Source organism: Cellvibrio sp. QJXJ, from assembly GCF_024452345.1.
Lineage (GTDB): Bacteria > Pseudomonadota > Gammaproteobacteria > Pseudomonadales > Cellvibrionaceae > Cellvibrio.
Genome location: NZ_CP101662.1, coordinates 3933954 through 3955058, shown reverse-complemented (window position 1 = coordinate 3955058; position 21105 = coordinate 3933954). Strand labels below are relative to the sequence as shown.

21 protein-coding genes are annotated in these 21105 nt (G+C 50.6%); 10 read left to right on the top strand and 11 right to left on the bottom strand.

Annotation, left to right across the window (positions count from 1 at the left end; genetic code table 11):
* Positions 1 to 48 precede the first annotated feature (48 nt).
* The 5 genes from pcnB (at position 49) to pelA (ending at position 4873) form a co-directional block, all read left to right on the top strand.
* Positions 49 to 1428 carry a polynucleotide adenylyltransferase PcnB gene (pcnB, locus tag NNX04_RS17095; protein WP_261946575.1) on the top strand — a complete coding sequence of 460 codons (1380 nt, stop codon included), beginning with the start codon at positions 49 to 51 and terminating at the stop codon, positions 1426 to 1428.
* 3 nt (positions 1429 to 1431) lie between these two features.
* The gene (gene folK, locus NNX04_RS17090; RefSeq protein WP_261946574.1) at positions 1432 to 1923 is read left to right on the top strand and encodes a 2-amino-4-hydroxy-6-hydroxymethyldihydropteridine diphosphokinase; all 492 of its coding nucleotides are present in this window, start codon (positions 1432 to 1434) and stop codon (positions 1921 to 1923) included.
* A gap of 18 nt (positions 1924 to 1941) precedes the next feature.
* The gene (locus NNX04_RS17085; protein WP_261946573.1) at positions 1942 to 2625 is read left to right on the top strand and encodes a deoxynucleoside kinase; all 684 of its coding nucleotides are present in this window, start codon (positions 1942 to 1944) and stop codon (positions 2623 to 2625) included.
* Positions 2626 to 2662: 37 nt separating this feature from the next.
* Positions 2663 to 3505 carry a 3-methyl-2-oxobutanoate hydroxymethyltransferase gene (gene panB / locus NNX04_RS17080; RefSeq protein ID WP_007645306.1) on the top strand — a complete coding sequence of 281 codons (843 nt, stop codon included), beginning with the start codon at positions 2663 to 2665 and terminating at the stop codon, positions 3503 to 3505.
* A 168-nt stretch (positions 3506 to 3673) separates the two neighbouring features.
* Positions 3674 to 4873, top strand: coding sequence for a pectate lyase (pelA, locus tag NNX04_RS17075; protein WP_151055937.1), 1200 nt, complete (start codon positions 3674 to 3676; stop codon positions 4871 to 4873).
* An 83-nt stretch (positions 4874 to 4956) separates the two neighbouring features.
* On the opposite strand, the gene NNX04_RS17070 is transcribed toward pelA, so the two are convergent.
* Together NNX04_RS17070 and NNX04_RS17065 are read right to left on the bottom strand one after the other, a co-directional pair.
* Entirely contained in the window at positions 4957 to 5418 is a 462-nt protein-coding gene (locus NNX04_RS17070) for a nuclear transport factor 2 family protein (RefSeq protein ID WP_261946572.1), read from the bottom strand.
* A gap of 324 nt (positions 5419 to 5742) precedes the next feature.
* Complete coding sequence (locus tag NNX04_RS17065) at positions 5743 to 6087, bottom strand: hypothetical protein (RefSeq protein WP_007645309.1); 345 nt, start codon at positions 6085 to 6087, stop codon at positions 5743 to 5745.
* Positions 6088 to 6188: 101 nt separating this feature from the next.
* Here NNX04_RS17065 and NNX04_RS17060 point away from each other — a divergent pair, with 101 nt between their 5' ends.
* Complete coding sequence (locus NNX04_RS17060; protein ID WP_007645310.1) at positions 6189 to 6803, top strand: LysE family translocator; 615 nt, start codon at positions 6189 to 6191, stop codon at positions 6801 to 6803.
* Between the two features lie 50 nt (positions 6804 to 6853).
* Here NNX04_RS17060 and NNX04_RS17055 read toward each other — a convergent pair whose 3' ends face one another.
* The 6 genes from NNX04_RS17055 to NNX04_RS17030 all read right to left on the bottom strand — a co-directional run bounded on the left by NNX04_RS17055 (position 6854) and on the right by NNX04_RS17030 (position 12556).
* On the bottom strand, positions 6854 to 7912 hold the full coding sequence (locus NNX04_RS17055; RefSeq protein ID WP_261946571.1) for a sulfate/molybdate ABC transporter ATP-binding protein: 1059 nt from the start codon (positions 7910 to 7912) through the stop codon (positions 6854 to 6856).
* Between the two features lie 184 nt (positions 7913 to 8096).
* Positions 8097 to 8993 (bottom strand): sulfate ABC transporter permease subunit CysW, encoded by an 897-nt coding sequence (gene cysW, locus NNX04_RS17050; RefSeq protein WP_261946570.1) that lies wholly within the window; start codon positions 8991 to 8993, stop codon positions 8097 to 8099.
* Between the two features lie 2 nt (positions 8994 to 8995).
* The gene (gene cysT / locus NNX04_RS17045; RefSeq protein WP_261946569.1) at positions 8996 to 9877 is read right to left on the bottom strand and encodes a sulfate ABC transporter permease subunit CysT; all 882 of its coding nucleotides are present in this window, start codon (positions 9875 to 9877) and stop codon (positions 8996 to 8998) included.
* A 97-nt stretch (positions 9878 to 9974) separates the two neighbouring features.
* A complete protein-coding gene (locus NNX04_RS17040) occupies positions 9975 to 10967 on the bottom strand; it encodes a sulfate ABC transporter substrate-binding protein (RefSeq protein ID WP_151055929.1) in 993 nt (330 codons plus the stop codon).
* A 77-nt stretch (positions 10968 to 11044) separates the two neighbouring features.
* Positions 11045 to 12295 (bottom strand): porin, encoded by a 1251-nt coding sequence (locus tag NNX04_RS17035; RefSeq protein ID WP_261946568.1) that lies wholly within the window; start codon positions 12293 to 12295, stop codon positions 11045 to 11047.
* 84 nt (positions 12296 to 12379) lie between these two features.
* On the bottom strand, positions 12380 to 12556 hold the full coding sequence (locus NNX04_RS17030) for a YezD family protein (protein ID WP_151055925.1): 177 nt from the start codon (positions 12554 to 12556) through the stop codon (positions 12380 to 12382).
* A gap of 233 nt (positions 12557 to 12789) precedes the next feature.
* Between NNX04_RS17030 and NNX04_RS17025 the strand changes: the two genes are divergently transcribed.
* Positions 12790 to 13443: an RBBP9/YdeN family alpha/beta hydrolase gene (locus NNX04_RS17025; RefSeq protein ID WP_261946567.1), complete on the top strand. Its 654-nt coding sequence runs from the start codon at positions 12790 to 12792 to the stop codon at positions 13441 to 13443.
* Positions 13444 to 13480: 37 nt separating this feature from the next.
* On the opposite strand, the gene gdhA is transcribed toward NNX04_RS17025, so the two are convergent.
* The gene (gene gdhA, locus NNX04_RS17020) at positions 13481 to 14827 is read right to left on the bottom strand and encodes an NADP-specific glutamate dehydrogenase (RefSeq protein ID WP_261946566.1); all 1347 of its coding nucleotides are present in this window, start codon (positions 14825 to 14827) and stop codon (positions 13481 to 13483) included.
* 296 nt (positions 14828 to 15123) lie between these two features.
* Here gdhA and NNX04_RS17015 point away from each other — a divergent pair, with 296 nt between their 5' ends.
* Both NNX04_RS17015 and NNX04_RS17010 read left to right on the top strand, forming a co-directional pair.
* Complete coding sequence (locus NNX04_RS17015) at positions 15124 to 16020, top strand: substrate-binding periplasmic protein (protein WP_261946565.1); 897 nt, start codon at positions 15124 to 15126, stop codon at positions 16018 to 16020.
* Positions 16021 to 17595, top strand: coding sequence for a sensor histidine kinase (locus NNX04_RS17010; RefSeq protein ID WP_261946564.1), 1575 nt, complete (start codon positions 16021 to 16023; stop codon positions 17593 to 17595).
* A 104-nt stretch (positions 17596 to 17699) separates the two neighbouring features.
* On the opposite strand, the gene ahpF is transcribed toward NNX04_RS17010, so the two are convergent.
* Together ahpF and ahpC are read right to left on the bottom strand one after the other, a co-directional pair.
* On the bottom strand, positions 17700 to 19265 hold the full coding sequence (gene ahpF / locus NNX04_RS17005; RefSeq protein ID WP_261946563.1) for an alkyl hydroperoxide reductase subunit F: 1566 nt from the start codon (positions 19263 to 19265) through the stop codon (positions 17700 to 17702).
* A gap of 149 nt (positions 19266 to 19414) precedes the next feature.
* Positions 19415 to 19978 carry an alkyl hydroperoxide reductase subunit C gene (ahpC, locus tag NNX04_RS17000; protein WP_094984558.1) on the bottom strand — a complete coding sequence of 188 codons (564 nt, stop codon included), beginning with the start codon at positions 19976 to 19978 and terminating at the stop codon, positions 19415 to 19417.
* 687 nt (positions 19979 to 20665) lie between these two features.
* Between ahpC and NNX04_RS16995 the strand changes: the two genes are divergently transcribed.
* Entirely contained in the window at positions 20666 to 21016 is a 351-nt protein-coding gene (locus NNX04_RS16995) for a hypothetical protein (RefSeq protein ID WP_261946562.1), read from the top strand.
* Positions 21017 to 21105 lie beyond the last annotated feature (89 nt).

The following is a 21105-nucleotide window of genomic DNA, read 5'->3' as shown; positions in this document are numbered from 1 at the left end:
ACTCGCGACTCTTGTGCAACTGACTGCCTAACCCCCCAGCGAGACACCATGCTCAAACGCTTGCTAAACCTCTTCACCTCCGGCACCAAGGATTCCGCCAAGGCATCCATTTCGCGCAATAGCGATGGCGCCGCAATAATTCCCCGCGACCAACATACGATCTCGCGCAAGAACATTAGTTCTGCCGCCATCAAAATTATCAAACAATTGGAAGATGCCGGTTTTGCTGCCTATCTGGTGGGCGGCGGTGTACGCGACTTGTTGCTGGGCGGTCACCCGAAAGATTTTGACGTGGCCACTAACGCCACCCCGGATGAAGTCAAACGTATTTTCCGCAGCGCGCGCATTGTTGGTCGCCGCTTCCAGATTGTGCATGTGCGTATGGGGCGCGAAGTCATCGAGGTAACTACCTTTCGCGGCCATCACGACGACAGCTCCCAACATGCCGCCCGCAGCGAAGATGGCATGCTGCTGCGCGATAATGTGTACGGCACACTCGAAACCGATGCAATGCGCCGCGACTTTACGGTCAACGCCCTCTATTACACCTTGAAAGATTTCTCGGTTATCGATTACTGCGATGGTATGAGCGATCTCAAAACCCGCACCCTGCGCATGATTGGTGACCCGGCCACCCGCTACAAAGAAGACCCGGTGCGCATACTGCGCGCGCTGCGTTTTGCCGCCAAACTCGGTTTTACGTTGGAGCCCAATACCGCCAAACCCATCCGCGAGCTGGGCGGCTTATTACTCAATGTGTCCGATGCACGCCTGTTTGAGGAGGTACTCAAACTATTCCTCAATGGCTCGGCCACAGCCACTTTTGCACTGATGCGCGATTATGATTTGCTGGTCCACCTGCTCCCAGGTACCGACAAGGCACTCAAGGCTGGCGATGAAGTTGGCGCCAACCTGATTGAACAGTGCATGATTAATACTGACAAACGTGTCCGCAGCGGCAAAACCGTCACTCCCGCGTTTATTTATGCCGCGTTACTCTGGCCCGCACTGCAACAACAGTTCAAGGTATTGAGCAGTCAGATGCCACATACCCAGGCATGGTCACAAGCGGCCCAAAATACGGTGAACCTGCAATTGACCCGCACCGCTATCCCCAAACGCTTTCTGATTCCGATGCGTGAAATTTGGGATTTGCAACAACGCCTGCCCAGCCGTCTGGGAATGCGCGCCCTGCGCACACTGGATCATCCGCGCTTTCGCGCGGCTTACGACTTCCTGTTAATGCGCGAAGCCGCTGGTGAAGCGCTGGATGGCTTGGGGGTATGGTGGACCAATTACCAAACCGCTAACGACGAAGAACGCGAAGAGATGGTGAAAAACCTGGCCAAACAAAGCCCAAAAAGTGCGAGCAAACCGCGCCGTCGCCGCCCACGCAAACCGGCCGCCGCCCCCGGCGGGAACGAATAAACCATGACGCTGGCCTATATTGGTCTGGGCAGCAATCTGGAGGATCCACTGGCGCAGGTAACACGCGCCTTTGATGACCTATCAGCACTGCCGGATACACAGCTGCTTGAACGCTCTGCGATCTACAGCAGCAAGCCGGTCGGCCCCGCGCAACCCGACTTTATTAATGCCGTTGCGCTGCTGGATACCCAATTGGCGCCACTCGCCCTACTGGACGCGCTGCAAGCCATTGAGCAGGCGCACCAGCGGGTGCGCATTGAGCACTGGGGGCCGCGCACCCTGGATTTGGATCTGCTGCTCTATGGCGATCTAGTTATCGCCCATGAGCGCTTGACGGTGCCTCACCCCTACCTTACCCAGCGCAGTTTTGTGCTCTACCCGCTGGCAGATATCACCCCTGAATTACACCTGCCGGATGGCAGCCAATTGAGCAACTGGTTACACCAGTGTGCCCCTGATGGCCTGACTAAATTGCCATCCAACCCTGAGTGTTGATTGCTGCAAGGAGTTATCGTGGACGCTGTATTTGAAGAACTCGGTCTGGATTTAACCAACACCCAACTGCCGCGCTATATCGCGGTAGAGGGTTGCATTGGGGTGGGCAAAACCACACTGGCACGCAATATTGCGCAACTCTTTAATTACGACACCCTCCTCGAACAACCGGAAGAGAATCCGTTTCTGGAGCGTTTTTATCGCGCCCCCAAATCCACCGCCCTGCCCACCCAATTATTCTTTTTATTCCAGCGCGCCAATCAGCTGCAGGCGCTGCGTCAGGACGATATTTTTGAGCCGGTGCGCGTGGCTGATTTTTTAATTGAGAAAGACCAGTTGTTTGCGCGCACCACACTCGATGACGACGAATTAAATATCTATCGCCAGGTCTACGACAAGCTGGTTATTAATGCCCCGCGCCCGGATCTGGTGATTTATTTGCAGGCACCACCCGATGTATTGCTGGAGCGCATTCGCCAGCGCGGTATCAGCGCCGAGCAACATATCAGCGCCGATTATTTAAAAGCACTCAGTGATGCCTACACCGAATTTTTTCATTTTTACGACGGCGCACCACTGCTGATTGTGAACGCCAAGGATTTAAACCTGGCGCAAAATCGCGATCACTTTAAACAGCTGGTGCAATATATCCTGACCATTAAAAGTGGTCGCCACTACTACAATCCGGTGCCCGCACTGTAATTTAGCCGCGGCTCACACTTTATTTGGGGAGCAGACTATGCCCTACGCAACGATCAATAGCGGCACCTCCACGGCCAATACCGCACTGGTAAAAAACATCACCACCAACTCCTTGTACAAACTCAAAGCCAGCGGTGAAAAGTTTGTGGTGATCTCACTTTACGACGCGCATATGGCCGCGATGGCTCAGCGCTGCGGCGTGGAAGTAGTCTTGGTGGGCGACTCCCTGGGCATGACGGTGCTGGGGTACGACAGCACCATTCCAGTCACTATGGAGCAGATGATTTATCACGTGGAAGCGGTGGCGCGCGGCAACAAAAAGTCGCTCATTATTGGCGACCTGCCGTTTATGACCTACGCCACGCCGGACGATGCCATGCGCAACTGTATGCGCATCATGCAAGCGGGCGCGCAGATGGTAAAACTCGAGGGCGGCGCCTGGCTGGCCGATACCGTGCGCATGCTCGCCGAACGCGGCGTGCCGGTGTGCGCGCACCTGGGGTTAACCCCGCAATCCGTCAATAAATTTGGCGGTTTCCGGGTACAAGGGCGGGATGCCGCAAGCGCTGAAAAAATTCTCGCCGACGCTAAATTACTCGCCGAAGCCGGCGCCGATTTGCTGGTGTTAGAGTGCGTACCCGCCGCTCTGGCCGCGCGCATTACCCGCGAGATCGCCATCCCGGTGGTCGGCATAGGCGCCGGGCGCGATACCGATGCGCAAGTATTGGTGATTAACGATATTCTCGGCCTCACCGAGCAGCCGCCCAAATTTTCCAAAAACTTTTTGCTGGAAGCCCAGGATATTCCCGGCGCCATGCAAAAATACGTGGCCGATGTAAAGTCAGGTTTATTCCCTGGCGATGACAACATCTTCCTCTAAACTAGGTTTTCACAACATGGCCGCCAGCATAGGGCGACCAGTATCCCCCACCATTCGGCATGGTTTCGGTCAATACCTTGGTAACTGCAACGATTACAAAAAAGCAGTTAACGAATCACCCACTCATCGCGCACAGACGCATGGGGATTATCAACTAAGGTATTTAATATGCATTTATCGCTAAAACTCGCTCTGGCATTGGTCGCCCTTTGCCAGCTACCCCTCGCGCTCGCCGCCGCACCGGCAAACAGCGCTGCACCAGCCCAAGCCGCAGTAGATGCGCAGTGGCAAACCTACATGGCGCGCTCCGACGAGCTGCGCAAACTGGACAATGATTTTATCCGCACCGAGATAAAACGCCTCGGTTTAAAAAAGCCTCTGCAACCTGCTTACACCAAAGAATTTGGCTTTGAACCCAACCAGCCCGCACCCTGGTTTAAAAGTGCCGAGGGCAAGGCGACAATGGCCGCCATACTCTCGCTGCAAACGCCCTCAGGGGGCTGGTCCAAACGCACCGACATGACTAAAGCACGCCAACCAGGCATGGCCTTTGGCAGCGAAAAAGGCTACATCCCCACCTTTGATAATGGCGCCACCAGCACTCAAATGACGCTGCTGGCCAAAGCCTATAGCGCTACCGGTGACAAAGCCTATCAGGATGCATTTGCGCGCGGCCTGCAGCTGATCCTTGACGCCCAGTACCCCAATGGCGGCTGGCCACAAAACTATCCGCTGGTGGGCGATTACCACAACTACATCACCTATAACGATTCGCTGATGGTGAACCTGATGTTCCTGTTGCGCGATATTGCCAAGGGTGAAGGCGATTACGCCTTTGTCTCCCCGGCGCAGCGCCAGCTGGCACAACAAAGTCTGGATAAAGCCATCCAGTGCGCGCTGAATACCCAGGTATTAGTCAACGGCAAAGCCACCGTGTGGGGTGCACAACACGATCCACTCACACTGATGCCCGCCAAAGCGCGCGCCTATGAAATGGCCTCGCTCACCAGCGCGGAAAGTGTATGGATGGTGGAGTTCTTTATGGGATTGGAAAACCCCAGTGCGGAAGTTATTGAATCGGTTCATGCGGCAGCGGACTGGTATGACGCTACCAAAATTACCGGCAAGGTATGGGTACGCGGCGATGCAGACCTGAAAGACGACCCTAATGCCCCACCCATGTGGTCGCGGTTTTACGAGTTGGGCAGCAACAAGCCCATTTTTGGCGACCGCGATGGCGCAATCCACTACGAGGTAGGTAAAGTATCCAAAGAGCGCCGTGAAGGTTATGCCTGGTATGCCACATCGCCCAACAAAATCCTGAAACATTATGCGAAGTGGGCAAAGAAATACCCACGCGCGCAATAGCTTGTTACTGACGGAAATCAGTGGAAATAATAAGGCGCCCCGGTGGCGCCTTATTAATTTGCTGATAGTCGCTGCGAGCAGACTTACTGGCTGTCACTCGACCACACTTTCATTGTTTGTACCGCCAACAACTTGCATTCATCCTCCACTGCTACATAGGTGCGCATAAATTGATAGCGCGAGGTGCGGTGGGTTTTGCCGTCGTCATTCCATTTATCCACACTGCTTAAGCCCTGCAGCACGACAGTATTACCAAGGCGCTGGGCGGTGATGTCATGGGAACGGCGCTGCTTGGCCTGCTCGGTCGGCTGCTTCACCCGCGCGATTAATGCCGCCTTATCTTCTTTGAGGCTGGCAAGGTTATGTACCCAATAAAATTCGGCAGCTAACAGGGTCTGCAAAAAATCCGCATCGCCACGTTGCAGTGCCGTTTCATAGCGCGCATCCAGGGCCACTAGTGCCTCAGTCTTCAAACAGTCTTGGGCGGCGGCCTGATTTCCCCACAGCCAGGCAACCAGCGCTGCCATCAATAATCGTTTTTTCATGAACAGATTCCACAAGTAAAAGGCAAAAATAACACATAAAAAAAAGCCGACACCATAAGATGCCGGCCAAGACCATACTAGATAACAAATAAAGGGGAATCCAAACCGGGCCTTTAAAACCCGCCCAAAAGCACTACCCATTCCTACATCAATGAGGCAACCAAAAAACCTTGCGCTCACAGGAACTATTTGCTTCCGGTTATTCAAGTATTGTTCGCTTTTTGTTCATTGCCAGTTTTTGTCTGATAATGTTTAAATTATTTTGCAATAACCAAAACTGACTCATACGAAATGGCTATAACTTCAAACCACGGCTGCAGCCGTTTACAGCAGCCCGCTATTGCGTCCCATCAATACCAGTGTTTGATTAATCAAATTTTCAAGGCGCACGGCTGTGGTTGAACGCAGGGCAAAGTCATCCACCAATTTACGCAGGCGACTGAGTTTAGGCCGCGCGGCGCGAAATTCTTCAGTGACCGACTCATACTCCAAGTGATGATCCTGCACACTCAATTTATTCAACTCCGATAACTCGGCATGCAAAGCACTAATCAAATCATAAAAAAAATCTTTGCGATCCAAACTATTGGCTTCCCAATAAGCTTGATCCAAGCCATTGAGCAACTCCTCAAGTGTCTGGATTGCATTTGAAATACTGTTGCTGGACATAAATCACCTATTACCCGTCTATAGTTTCGTTTGAGTATAGAAGACTTTAGCGACGCTGCGCGCAGCTCTGCTAGACTGCGCGCCTCGCCCAAGGACCCGCTATGTCACTCGAACAACTCTGGTTATTCACCAGCATCACCCTGATTGTTTCCGCCAGCCCCGGCCCGGTCATGCTCGCCTGCATGATCGATGCAGGTCGTTATGGTTTTACCAAATCCCTCTACACCATGGCAGGCGCCACCCTGGGCAATTTGGTATTGGTGGTGTTGTCAGCGCTGGGATTAGGTTTTGTCGCTGAACAAGCCGAGTGGATTTTCCATGGTATTAAATGGATTGGTGCGGCCTATTTAGTGTATTTAGGTATTGAACTGATGCGTGCCGCGCCGCTGGATACCAGCCTCGCCGCTCACACCATTCGCAGCCAACAATTATTTAGCCGGGCATTTATCGTTGCGGTCACCAACCCTAAAGGGCTCATTTATTTCGGCGCACTTTTTCCGCAATTTATCGACATCAACCACAGTTTGCCGCCGCAGTTTGCACTGCTCACCACTATTTTTGTGTTGATGGATTTTATTTGGATGAGCATCTACGCCCTGGGCGGGCGCAGCATTATGCACTGGCTGGGAACACCGAAGCACCAACGCTGGTTCAATTGGATTTCCGGTGGTTTATTAATTATTGCCGGTATCGCACTCGCATTCAGTAAATTGTAATTGATTAAAAAAAATATCGAAAAAGATCAAAAAAATCAGACCCAAAAATATCAAGGCTGCAAAAATATCTTTGATGCTGTCGGTTTTGCATAGAGTGCAGCACCCACCGTTAAATTCAAACTGCGCTCCTGCGCGCGCGGTAACTCCACGTGCAGCACGTCATTATTTAACTGATGCAATAACTCAATCCGCAATACCGACCCTGCCGTGCTCACATGTGCAACGCGCGCGGGAATTGCACCTTCACTATTGCTCTCACTCAATTCAATATCGTGCGGGCGCACATAGGCAACGGCGGATTGACCTTGCACATGATGGTGTTCCGGCGCGGGCAATTTGTAATCGCCAATAAGCGCCCAGCCATCATCCACACGGCTGTGAAATAAATTCACCTGGCCGATAAAGTCATACACAAATGGACTGGCGGGGTTGTTGTAAATATCATCCGGTGAACCGATTTGTTCGATATTGCCTTTGTTTAACACCACGATTTTATCGGCCACTTCCATCGCCTCTTCCTGATCGTGGGTTACGAAGATTGACGTGATGTGTAGTTCGTCGTGCAAGCGCCGCAACCAGCGGCGTAAATCCTTGCGCACTTTGGCATCGAGTGCACCGAAGGGTTCGTCGAGTAATAATACTTTGGGTTTAACCGCCAGCGCGCGCGCCAATGCGATGCGCTGCCGCTGTCCGCCGGATAATTGATGTGGGTAGCGATCCGCCAACCAATCCAATTGCACCAGCTCCAGTAATTCATGCACACGTTTTTTGATAAATTCTTTTGAAGGTCGGGTTTCTTTGGGGCGCACGGTTAAACCAAAAGCGACGTTATCGAAGACAGTCATGTGCCGGAACAGTGCGTAGTGTTGAAACACAAAACCGACATTGCGTTCGCGCACATGCACATTAGTAGCGTCTTCCCCATGAAAATGCACACTGCCTGCATCGGGGTTTTCCAACCCGGCGATAATGCGCAGCAGGGTGGTTTTTCCGCAGCCGGAGGGGCCAAGCAGTGCAACCAATTCGCCGGAGGGAAAATCCAGTGAGACGTTATTCAGGGCAGTAAAATTGCCAAAGGTTTTATGCAGGTTTTTAACTTCGATACTCATAGGTTTTCTCGATAAATATTTTTCGGGAATTCTGGAAAAATCTCTCTGTGTGAAGCGCGATAAGCTATGGCAGACCATCGGAGGCAGGATGCCGACGCTGAGCGTACAGGGACGTATTCACAGCGTGTCTGACATGGCTTATCGGGATTCGCACCTGCGACTGGTTTTCTGCACGAGTGAGCGCCTACTGCGCATTCGCCGCGCGCACCGCCAATTCATGTTCACGCGCTGCTTTCCACTCCAACAAACTTTTTAATACCAGCGTCACCAATGCCAATAGGGCAAGTAGCGAGGCAACTGCAAATGCGGCTGCAAACTGGTATTCGTTGTACAGAATTTCAATGTGCAGTGGCAGAGTGTTGGTTTGCTCGCGGATTTTTCCCGAGACCACACTCACCGCACCAAACTCACCCATGGCGCGTGCATTACACAAAATCATGCCGTACAAGAGCGCCCACTTCACCGAGGGCAAGGTCACGCGCCAAAACATTTTCCAACCGCTGGCACCCAGGGTAATTGCCGCTTCCTCTTGCTCTTTGCCCTGCTCTTGCATCAACGGAATTAATTCCCGTGCGATAAACGGAAAAGTCACAAACACTGTCGCAAGCACTATGCCGGGAATGGCAAACATAATTTGATAATCGTTCTCGCCCAGCCAGTCGCCAAAAAATCCCTGCCGACCAAATAACAACATGTAAATCAAACCCGCAATTACCGGCGATACCGCAAAAGGTAAATCGATTAGCGTGATCACAAATTGTTTGCCGCGAAACTCAAATTTAGCGATAGCCCAGGCGGCGGCCAAACCAAAAATTAAATTACAGGGCACCGCAATTGCTGCGGCGATTAACGTGAGTTTTATGGCATGAGCCGCTGCAGGCTCAGTAATGGATGCCCAATAAACACCTGCACCTTTAGCAAAGGCTTCGCTAAAAACGACAAATAAAGGTAAAAATAAAAACAGCGTTAAAAACGTAAGCGCAACAGCAATTAATACCACCCGCACCCAGGGTGCTTCGCTGGTGGCAGAATTGCGCGTCGCAGTCTTTTGCGCGCCGAACGATGAAATAGCACCGGCCATGATTAACCTCCTGTGCGCTTATGGCTCCAATGCTGGAGCAGGTTAATGAGCAGTAACAACACGAAGGAAAAAATCAACATGACGGTGCCGAGTGCAGCCGCACCGGCGTAATCAAACTCTTCCAATTTGGTCATAATCAGTAACGGGGTGATTTCCGTTTTGTAAGGCATATTGCCGCTAATAAAAACCACTGAGCCATATTCACCAATGGCGCGCGCAAACGCCAAGGCAAAACCGGTTAATAGTGAAGGCAAGAGTGCGGGCAATAAAATTCGCTTAAAGGTTTGCCAACGCGATGCGCCTAAACTCGCCGCTGCCTCTTCAATTTCCGCTTCCAAATCAGCGAGCACCGGCTGCACAGTGCGCACCACAAACGGCAAACCGATAAAGGTTAATGCCACGGTGACACCAATCCAAGTGTAGGCAATTTTAATATCCACCAACCAAAACCACTGCCCTACCCAACCCTTGGTGGTGTAAAGCGCGGTGAGTGCAATACCGGCCACCGCAGTGGGCAAGGCAAAGGGTAAATCCACCAAAGCATCCACCACGCGCTTGCCAAAAAATTGGTAGCGCACTAATACCCAGGCGACGATAAAACCGAACAATAAATTCAAACTGGCAGCCACAAACGCTGCACCAAAAGTGAGCTTATAACTGGCTAGCGCGCGTGCATTGCTCACCACCGCCCAGAGTTCAGGCCAGCTGAGTTCCAATGATTTGATCACGAGACCCGCGAGTGGGATAAATACAATTAAACTGGCATAAAGTGCAGCAAGGCCAAGGGATAAACCAAAACCGGGTAATACACTTTTTTTAACCCAGGGGTTTTTGGGGAAAACGACTGGCGTCGTTGCCAGTGTTGATGCGGAAGTTTCACTCATCGATAAATCTCTTTTTGTACCTGTGGTCAGGAAACAGATTATTTAATCCCTCCCCAGCCTTCCCTTTTTCAAAAGGGAGGGCTGGAGGGGATTGGTTTTATTGATAAATCTGATCGAAAATTCCGCCATCGCCAAAATGAAATGGCTGTGCTTTTACCCAACCGCCAAAATCGTCGATGGTGACTAAATCCAGTTTTGGAAATGTATTCGCATAAACTTCGGCAACTTGCGGGTCGCGTGGGCGGTAATAATGTTTGGCCGCTAGGTTTTGGCCTTCTTTGGTGTAAAGGTATTCCAAGTAAGCTTTGGCAACCTCGGCATTGCCTTTGGCGGCTGCATTTTTATCGACCACCGCCACCGATGGTTCAGCCAAAATGGAAATGCTCGGCACCACAATTTCTACTTCGTCTTCACCCAATTCGTTGATTGCCAAAAACGCTTCGTTTTCCCAAGTCAGCAACACATCGCCAATACCGCGTTGCACAAAGGTGGTTGTTGAGCCGCGTGCGCCGGTATCTAATACGGGAACGTTTTGAAACAATTGACGAACAAATTCCTGCGCACCAGCGTCGTCTTTACCCTGTTTTTTTGCAAAGGCCCAAGCGGCTAAATAATTCCAGCGCGCACCGCCTGAGGTTTTAGGGTTTGGCGTAATAACTTCTACGCCCTTCTTCACCAGATCGTCCCAATCCTTAATATTTTTTGGGTTGCCTTTGCGTACCAAAAATACAATCGTAGAGGTATAAGGCGCGCTGTTGTTGGGCAATTTCGTTACCCAATCCTCTGGCAATAAACCGCCAATTTTGGCGATAGGATCGATATCACCCGCGAGTGCCAGTGTCACCACATCGGCACGCAAGCCATCGATTACCGCGCGCGATTGCGCACCGGAACCGCCGTGGGATTGATCCACTTTGACGTTATCACCGGTTTTTTCTTTCCAGTGTTTGGCAAAGGCCGCATTGAATTCGCGATAGAGTTCGCGCGTAGGATCGTAGGAGACATTCAGCAGCGTAATGTCTTTGGCAAAAACGCTGACGCTAATTAAGCTGGCCACCAATACAGCGGCCGATTGTGCAAATAATTTCATAATTTTTTTCTCGCTAAGAAATAAGGTGGCGTCATACCTGCGAACGCAGGTATGCATCGTTTTTAAATCCAAAATTTTTAAAAACGGAAATCCAGACCCAGTGCAAAGGTGCTATCCGTGGTCGCCTTGGTGCTGATTTGGGCATCACCTTCCGCTTCCAAACTTGCGTAATAACCAAACACACGCGTTGCCGAATTGAAGTTGTAATCCACACCGACGGCTAACGCATCGGCGTCGACATCGCTGTAGCTATCATTGGTGGGAGTGCTGGTGGAGTGGCCGTATTGCACCCGTGCGCTCCAGGGGCCGGCAATTTTCCACAGCGCGTTGAGTACATAACCATCTTGTTCCTTGTAGGCATTGCCTGTAGCGCCGTCCCATTCTGAGAGCGGATTCAACCCATTTTGTGCACCGAGATTGGTGCCATTGGTGCCGACAAACGTAGAGAAACCACCGAGTGAATCAACGTCTTCATGACGCTCTGCGGTTTGGTAAATCGCCGCGAGTTTTACCGGGCCCAGTGATACTTCACCCAATGCGCGGAACACATCGCTGGTCACTACATTGCGATCAAACGCGGCGCCGACAAACCATTTGGATTTGCCGTAAACCACCGACACCGATTGCCCCGAGGCAAAACCATTATCGTCCTGCGCATTGGTTGGGCTCACTTCCACACCGGTTTCTTCCGCTTGAATCGCGGCGATGTTCACTTCCAAACCACCCAGCAAAATGGGCGAGGCGTATTGGATAACATTGTCGGGGCGATTTTCACCGACGAGGTAAGAACCTATATCGGCCAGGGGTGCGTCATTAAAACGATCGATGTCGCTACGCAGTACGCTATTGGTTTGCAGGGTTTTTAGCGGGGTGTCATTTTTACCGGCGAGCAGCGAACCCCAATCGCCACGGATACCGGCAAAAATATTGCGCTGGGTTAATTCGCGGCCATTGCTGTTGGTGCCGTTATCCACATCAATACCGTATTCCACACGGTAAAAAACCTGCACCTCGGCATTTGCATCAAAGTCGCCCTGCACACCCAAGCGCGAACCGGTGCTTTCCAACACAAAGGTATCCAACTCTGTGGCAATACCGGTTGCGCCAATATGGCGGTAAGTTGTGGCGCCGGGTGCAGTGAGAGAAAAATCATTTTTTTCCAGATCATACTGGCCAGCGGTTAAATACACCTTGCCGTAGAGCGTTGGAAAACCGGCAAATGTATTGGCCGATAATGCAATACCGACAGCGGTGGTCAATAGATTGCGTTGAAAGGCTTTTTTTGAAACAAGTGATCGAGCAACCGACCACGATTTTTGAAATGACATGCTAATCTCCAGATTTTACATATCACTTCCGGTGGTCCGGTCAGTGGAATTTTGTGTGTTTAATAATTAATAGAAACGCCAAATTTATTTAGTGTGGACACTTTTATCCCAGCGCTTTTTTTCACGTCGTTCGAGCTGCACTACCTGGCCATTGTGAATTTGAATTTCCAATGAGCCGTATTGAATTTGTGCCAGTTGATCTTTTATTTCTTCCAGCACATCGTCCGCGATAGTGACAGGCTCAGCATGATGGTTTGCCATAACAGAGCCTCATAATAAAAAACCGGACGACTTATAAAACCCTAAGTGCCCAGCGACGGCGCCATAGTATTCAGATGTTTTTAAAATCAAAAATACCGTTTTTCTATTAGCTTATAACTGTTCACCACTGCAATTTTTAAGCATAAGCACATAAAAATTGGTTCTTTTTAAAATGCTGCCGCTGCCACTAAGCTGCGCGCATCAATCAATGCTATTCGCAGCGGAGCCCCAAGGTGACTACAAATATCAGCCATACCTTCAGCGATACCACCAGCGCTACAAGGCAGCGCCCGGTACTGCACTTGCCGCATCAACTGGAAACTTTTCCGGTCATCATTGTGCCCGGCTTGCGCAATAGCGACGAACAACACTGGCAGAGTTTGTGGCAAGCACAATTGCCACACAGCAAACGTATCGCGCTGGATAATTGGGATACGCCGGATTTGGAAGCATGGAAAGCAGGCATTCGCGCTGAACTCAGCAAGCTCAACAAACCGGCGCTGATTATTGCCCACAGTTTTGGCACCTTGGCGAGCGCCAGTATTGCGGCGGAATTTCCGGACAAAATTGCGGCACTGTTTTTAGTGGCACCGGCAGACCCAGACAAATTTCATATTGCCCAACAATTACCACAGCACTCGCTCGCGGTGCCCACTAAAGTGATTGCCAGCAGCAATGACCCTTGGTTGACAGAAGCCAAGGCGGCCTATTGGGCATTACTCTGGGGCGCGGATTTTTTGCGGATTAAAAACGTCGGGCATATTAATAGCGACTCCGCATTAGGTGTGTGGCAACAGGGGATTCATGAATTACACGGTTTGCTGCGCAAAACGATAAAAGCACAGCATCAGGTATTATTCGCCGGCAAAAAAAATCGCGCCGCGTAATAAAACGGGCGCGATTTTTAGTTTTACTAACCGTTAATTAAATGATACCAAATGCCACCATCGCTTCGGCAACGCGGCGGAAACCAGCGATATTAGCACCGACCACATAGTTGCCGGCGTGCCCATATTCTTTGGCAGTTTCATAACAATCGCGATGGATATTGCACATGATTTTATGCAGACGCTCTTCGGTGTACTCAAAAGACCAGGTATCGCGACTGGCGTTTTGTTGCATCTCCAACGCCGAGGTTGCCACACCACCAGCATTGGCCGCTTTGCCCGGCGCATAGGAAACACTCGCCGTTTGCAGCACTTTAATCCCGCCAGGCGTCACCGGCATATTCGCGCCTTCACTCAACGCCATCAGGCCATTGGCTACCAACATGGTTGCCGAGGCTTCATTCAATTCATTTTGTGTCGCGCAGGGAAATGCCACTTGGCAGGGAATATCCCAAATATTGCCGTTCTCTATGTATTGCGCATCCTGATGGGATTTTACATATTCGCTCACGCGCAAGCGCTTCACTTCTTTCAACTGTTTTAGCAGCGCGAGGTCAATGCCTTTGCGATCATAAATCACCCCGTTTGAGTCAGAACAAGCAACAACCTTGGCACCCAACTGCTGTAATTTTTCAATCGCGTAAATGGCTACGTTACCCGAGCCAGAGACCACACAGGTTTTGCCTTCAATGGATTCACCACGGGTTTTCAACATTTCTTCCGCAAAAAATACCGCGCCGTAACCCGTTGCTTCACGACGCACCAGAGCGCCACCCCAGCTTGGGCTTTTACCCGTTAACACACCGGACTCGTAGCGATTGGTGATGCGTTTGTATTGGCCAAATAAATAGCCGATCTCGCGCCCACCCACCCCAATGTCACCGGCGGGTACATCCGTGAATTCACCAATATGGCGATAGAGTTCGGTCATAAAACTTTGGCAAAAGCGCATGACTTCGCCATCGGATCTGCCTTTGGGGTCAAAATCAGCACCGCCTTTGGCGCCGCCGATTGGCATGCCCGAGAGCGCATTTTTAAAGGTTTGTTCAAAACCTAAAAATTTAATCGTGCCCAACGAAACCGATGGGTGAAAACGCAAACCGCCTTTATAGGGGCCGAGTGCGCTATTAAAACCGACGCGAAAACCACGGTTAATTTGCACCTCGCCCTTGTCGTCCTGCCAGGGCACCCGGAAGATGATTTGACGCTCAGGCTCACAAATTCGCTCGATGATTTTATGCTGTGCATATTCAGGGTGTTTCACCAATACCGGGCCAAGGGTTTCAACCACCTCCTTTACCGCTTGATGAAACTCCAGTTCGCCCTGATTACGACGCACCACCTGCTGGAATATTTGCTCTAACCTTACGTTTACATCACTCATCGACATCGCCCTGACAGAAATAGTAGGTAACAATGCATTACACCAATGCACCACCGGCCTCAATTTCCCCCATCGACTGGCAGTAGTCAACCGCAAATGAACCAAAACGGTGCAAAACAGTGTTAAGCATAAAATCCGCTCTGATCAATACCGTTTTCAGGCGCGATAAAATCCACATTGGCAGCGCTTAGCTGGCGCGAAAAACGTCTATACTCTTTAGTATTCCCACTGCCCACCTGCTTCGCATCTGCCTCTGGGAGACGTCCCAATCTGCACGATTTGCCTACGAGCTGTTTATGCTGCGCCTGCCGTTTAATTGCCTTGCAGGGAGCCTTGCCCATGATGGAATCGCCCTACTGGCACTGCTGATGCTGCTGGCAATGCCTGTCCGCGCCACAGAAACGGTGGTCTACTCCTGGGCAGAATCACGTATTTTGGATGAACGCGGCCACTATCCGGTCGCGCTGCTCAAACTGGCGCTGGCTAAAGCGGGGGGCGATTACCAACCCAAAGCCGCAAGCCATGACATGGCGCAATCGCGCACCCTGCGCCATGTAGAACTGGGGCGCGAACTGGATATCACCTGGACACTCACCACCCCCGAACGCGAGCAGCGCTTGCTGCCCATTCGTATTCCTATTGATCGCGGCTTGTTAGGTTGGCGGCTCCTATTAATTAACCCCGAGCACCGCGACTTGTTTGCCTCTCTCAGCCTCGACGAACTAAAAAATTTGCGCAGTGGACAAGAGCAGGATTGGCCGGATTACCAGATTCTGCGCCACAACGGTTTTAAAATTACCCCCACCACCAACTATCAGGGCCTGTTTTATATGTTGAAGCGGGGGCGCATTGCCTATTTTCCCCGCGCCATTACCGAGGTGTTACCGGAGATAAAAACCCAAGCGCAAATTCCGCTGGCGATAGCACCGCGCTGGGTGCTTTACTACCCCGCACCGGTTTACTACTTTGTTAACAAACAGCGCCCCGAGCTGGCCGATGCCATTCAACGTGGTTTAATCATGGCGATGGAAGACGGCAGCATGCGCGCATTATTTCTGCAGCACTTTGGCGAGAGCATCAAACGCATGGAATTGGATAAACGCGAAATTGTCCGTTTGGAAAACCCACTGCTACCGGCGGAAACGCCGCTCGACAATCCCGCTTTGTGGTACGACACCACACGAGGTTTTTGAATGCCCTTAGCTGTTCCGCCGCATCAGGCCAGCCATCAAGCTAACCCTCCTGCACCACACAAAACACGCCGTCGTCCGCAGGGGTTGGGGCTGCGGATTGTATCCACCGTGCTGCTCAGCACGTTGCTGTTCGCAGTGATTATTTCCAGCCTGCAAATTTACAGCGCCTATCAAAATGCACTGCAGGAAACCCGCTTGCGCGCGCAGGATATAGAGCGCAATTACCTGCCACTGTTAGCCGCCGCCATGTGGTCGGTGGATGAGCCGCGCATCGCCGTCTTAGTAAAAGGCATCGCCGAATTAGCTGACGTGGGCGAGGTGACATTGCAGGATGACATAGGCAACCGCTGGGAAAAGCGTCACCCCGATTTTCAACAACCCCTAGCGCAGATTGCACTGCCCGTACACTTTGAAGATAACGGCGAAAATTTTTTACTCGGCCAATTAAATGTGTCGCTGATGGATAACCGTATTACTGCCGATCTCATTCGAACCGCGCAGAGCATTGCCATCACCACCCTTTCCAGCCTGCTCCTGAGCGCTGTGTTTGTACTGTTTATTATTCACTGGTGGGTGAGCCGTCACTTGGAAAAAATGGCGCACTACGCCCGGCATTTGGATCTCACCAACCTGGAGCAACCGCTCATACTCGCGCGCCATAAACTGCATCAGGCGGACGAGTTGGATACCGTGGTGGAAGCCATCAACCAAATGCGTATTCGTATTCGCGACGACCTGGATAATCGCACGCGACTAATGGAAGAGTTGCGTCTACACCGCGAAAAACTCGAAGAACTAGTTGCCCAACGCACTCAGGCATTGGAGGAAAAAACCCTCGCGCTGGAAGAAAAAACGCAAATTCTGGAACAACAATCCGCCGCACTGCTGGAGCAAAATTACGAGCTGGATGCCTACGCCCACACAGTCGCCCACGATTTAAAACAACCGCTCACCACTATGGCTGCAAGCGCCGCCATGCTCAGCGCAGTAGGCATTGGCATTAATTTAGCCGAAACCAAAAAGCGCGATTTGCTGCTGGGCTTGCAGCGCTCGGCGCAAAAAATGCAGGCGATTATCGACTCCCTGCTACTGCTTGCCAGCCTGCGCAAAACGGAACAAGTGCGCCTAGTGCCACTGGATATTCGCAACATTGCCGAAGAAGCCTGCAGCCGGCTGGAACCGCTGATTGAAAAAAATCACGCGCGCATTGAATTCGCCAGCGACTGGCCGCAAGCGCTCGGCCAGGCGCAATGGGTGGAGGAAATTTGGGTGAATTATTTATCCAACGCCCTCAAGTACGGCGGCACCGCACCGCAAATTCAACTCGGCGCCACTGTCATGGACAACGGTACAGTTAAATGCTGGGTAAAAGATTTTGGCCCCGGCCTCAGCGAATTGGAGCAACAGCAGTTATTTGATTTATTTGTGCAGTTTGAACACAAATCTGCCGACGGTCACGGCTTGGGTTTGTCTATTGTCAAACGTATCGCCCGCGCTTTAAGCGGCGATGTAGGCTATGAAAAAACGCCCGATGGCGGCAGTGTATTTTGGTTTAGTTTGCCGGCTTTAGTATGAATTTAATGGCCAACAAAAAAACGCGCGACCATCACTGATCGCGCGTTTTTTTATTCGATATTGTTAGTGCACAGGGATTATCGCCAGATTTTTTTCAACAACCATTACGCTGGCGCGCTGGTGCGAATCAAATGATCAAACGCACCGAGCGACGCGCTAGCACCTGCGCCCATGGCAATAATAATTTGCTTGTAGGGCACGTTGGTGCAATCACCAGCAGCAAATACACCGGGCACAGAAGTTTCACCGCGTGAATTGATTTCAATTTCACCGCGATTAGTCAGCTGCACAGTGCCTTTTAAGAAATCGGTATTGGGCAGCAAACCGATTTGGACAAAAATCCCCTCCAACTCAACAGTCGCGATTTCATCGGTATTGCGGCTTTTGTATTTAAGCCCGGTAACTTTTTCGCCGTTGCCGATCACTTCGGTGGTCATAGCCTCAGTGATCACCGTCACGTTGGGCAAACTGAATAATTTACGTTGCAATACCGCGTCGGCGCGCAATTTTGAATCGAATTCGATCAGGGTGACATGGGCGACTATACCGGCCAAATCAATTGCCGCTTCCACACCGGAGTTGCCGCCACCGATTACCGCGACGCGTTTGCCTTTAAATAAGGGGCCGTCGCAATGTGGGCAGTAGGCAACGCCTTTACCGCGATATTCCTGCTCGCCGGGTACATTCATTTCACGCCAGCGTGCACCGGTGGCGAGAATAATACTTTTGCTTTTTAAACTCGCACCGCTGGCGAGTTTTACTTCAATCAAATCACCGGGATTATCACCAGGAATAACCTGCGCCGCTTTTTGTAGATTCATTACATCCACGTCGTATTCTTTAACGTGTTGTTCCAAGGCCATCGCCAATTTCGGGCCTTCGGTTTCTTTCACCGAAATAAAATTTTCTATGGATACTGTATCCAACACCTGACCGCCAAAACGCTCGGCGACTACACCAGTGCGAATACCTTTGCGCGCAGAATAAATTGCCGCCGCTGCACCTGCTGGGCCACCGCCGATAACCAATACATCATAAGGTGCGCGTTCGCTCAGCGCTTTTGCATCGCGCTCAGCCGCACCGGTATCCACTTTGGCGATAATTTCTTCCAGCGTCATACGGCCTTGACCGAAGTGGTCGCCGTTAACAAATACCGTGGGCACCGCCATGATTTTGCGAGCATCAACTTCTTGTTGAAACAATGCACCGTCGATCATGGTGGCAGAAATGTTGGGATTTAACGCGGCCATTAAATTAACGGCCTGCACTACATCCGGACAGTTGTGACAAGAGAGCGATACAAATACTTCAAAATGCAATGGTGTATCTATCGCTTTAATTTGTTCGATGGTTTTTGCATCCACTTTGGGCGGATGACCACCGCTGTGCAGCAATGCCAACACTAAAGAAGTAAATTCATGGCCCATCGGAATGCCCGCAAATTGAATGCGCGCACTGGAACCCACAGCGCCAATATGAAATGAAGGCGTTAATGTTGCGTTGCCGTTTTGACGCAGGCTGACTTTATTGGAGAGCGTCGTAATCTCTTCCAACAGGCTTAACATTTCGGTGCTTTTGGCTCCAGAATCCAAGCTCGCTATCAGTTCGATAGGCGCTTGCAGTTTTTCAAGGTAGGCAGTGAGTTGGCCTTTGATCGCGGCGTCTAACATGGTCGTCTCCGTGGGATTTTTTTGTGAAAGCCCGCCTTGTGAGCGGGCTTTTTTGCGCATCTTTTTTATCTGTCGTCATGCCCGCGAACGCGGGTATCCATAAAACCAACTGGACTCCTGCGTTCGCGGGAGTGACGAATAAATTAGCGTTAGATCTTGCCAACCAAATCGAGTGATGGCGCCAGAGTCGCTTCACCTTCTTTCCATTTCGCCGGGCACACTTCACCTGGGTGCGCTGCAACGTATTGCGCGGCTTTTACTTTGCGCAACAGTTCAGACGCATCGCGACCAATACCGCCGGCGTTAACTTCGATAATTTGGATCTTGCCTTGTGGGTCGATCACAAACGTACCGCGATCAGCCAAACCAGCTTCTTCAATCATCACACCGAAATTGCGAGTGATAGTGCCGGTTGGGTCGCCAATCATTGGGTATTGAATTTTGCCGATGGTTTCGGAACTGTCGTGCCAGGCTTTGTGAGTGAAATGGGTATCGGTCGATACGGAATAAATCTCTACACCCATTTTTTGGAATTCGGCGTAGTTGTCGGCCAGATCGCCCAATTCAGTGGGGCACACAAAGGTGAAGTCGGCTGGGTAGAAAAACACCACTGCCCATTTGCCTTTAACGTCAGCTTCGGTCAGATGAACAAATTTGCCCTGATGATAAGCTTGGGCACTGAAAGGTTTGATTTCTGAATTGATAGTTGCCATGAGTCACACTCCTAGATCTATATGGGCTACGCCCGTGGGTTAATTGCTTCAACGGGGTGCAGATTAGGGAGTTAAACGCCATGGGGCTAATTGTATGTGGCCATACAGGCCATTTACAAAACCTATCGATACAAATACACCAATACCAAAATGCTATTAAATATAGAAACCCGCTCTCCGGTCGCAAGCAATGGCTTCCCTTCCGGTGGTCAATAAAGTAATGCACCGTAATACCGACTGGCACAGCATAACGCTATGGTATCTAATCAATTTCACGCCATTGCCCTGAGGGCAAATTAGCGGGCTGAATTTGTAAATAGCGATGGATTTAAAAGGTAGCAGTATGCCCGTAGGTTGCTGGTGAGTTTACGAACCGCAACAGGTTTTAAGATTGGCTGTGTGTCCAAAACGGACAGTCAGCCAAATGAGCGCAGTAACCAATTGAGATTGTTTGTGCTGTATAACTCCATAATTAATTCGGAGTGACAGTTAACCCTTTGATTTAGCGCGAACTAAATCGAATGAAGATTCATCTACTTTTGGAGTTATACAGCACCACACCAAATTAGTTGGAATAACATTCTGTGGGTTATATAGTTGGTGCAATTTAATAAACTGTTATGTATTTAATAGGTGCAACGGCATCACCTTTTGAAATGCCGTAAACAAAAATGTGGAGGCGGAAAAATGAGCGAAAATACTGTAGAAAATGCGGAAGGCCAAGATTCTATTGATGGTAGAAAGAGGTACCAAAAAGATTTATCTCTGAAGGCCGGCGAACAAAAAAACTTTGGCGAAGTTAAAAAATGTCGAAAAATTTATACTAGTGTAAAAAAAGGAACTATAAAATTTGAAGTTAGCGGGCGCTATTCATCAGATTTGGAGTGTAGTGCTGGATTCACTGGTGGGGTTCTTTCTAGTGGTGGTGGCGATTTTGAGCCTGGAACTCTAAATATTAGGATTATCGCTCTGGTTGATTCCGACTTTTACATCCATATTGAGTGGCTTGAAGGCAGCATTATCACGGTCGGTGGATAATCAAGAAACACATAACAATTCAGTCAAGCGGATGGTTTGTGCGTCGCCGTTTTGCGCATGGCTTCGCCATTATTGCGCAAAGCGTCAAC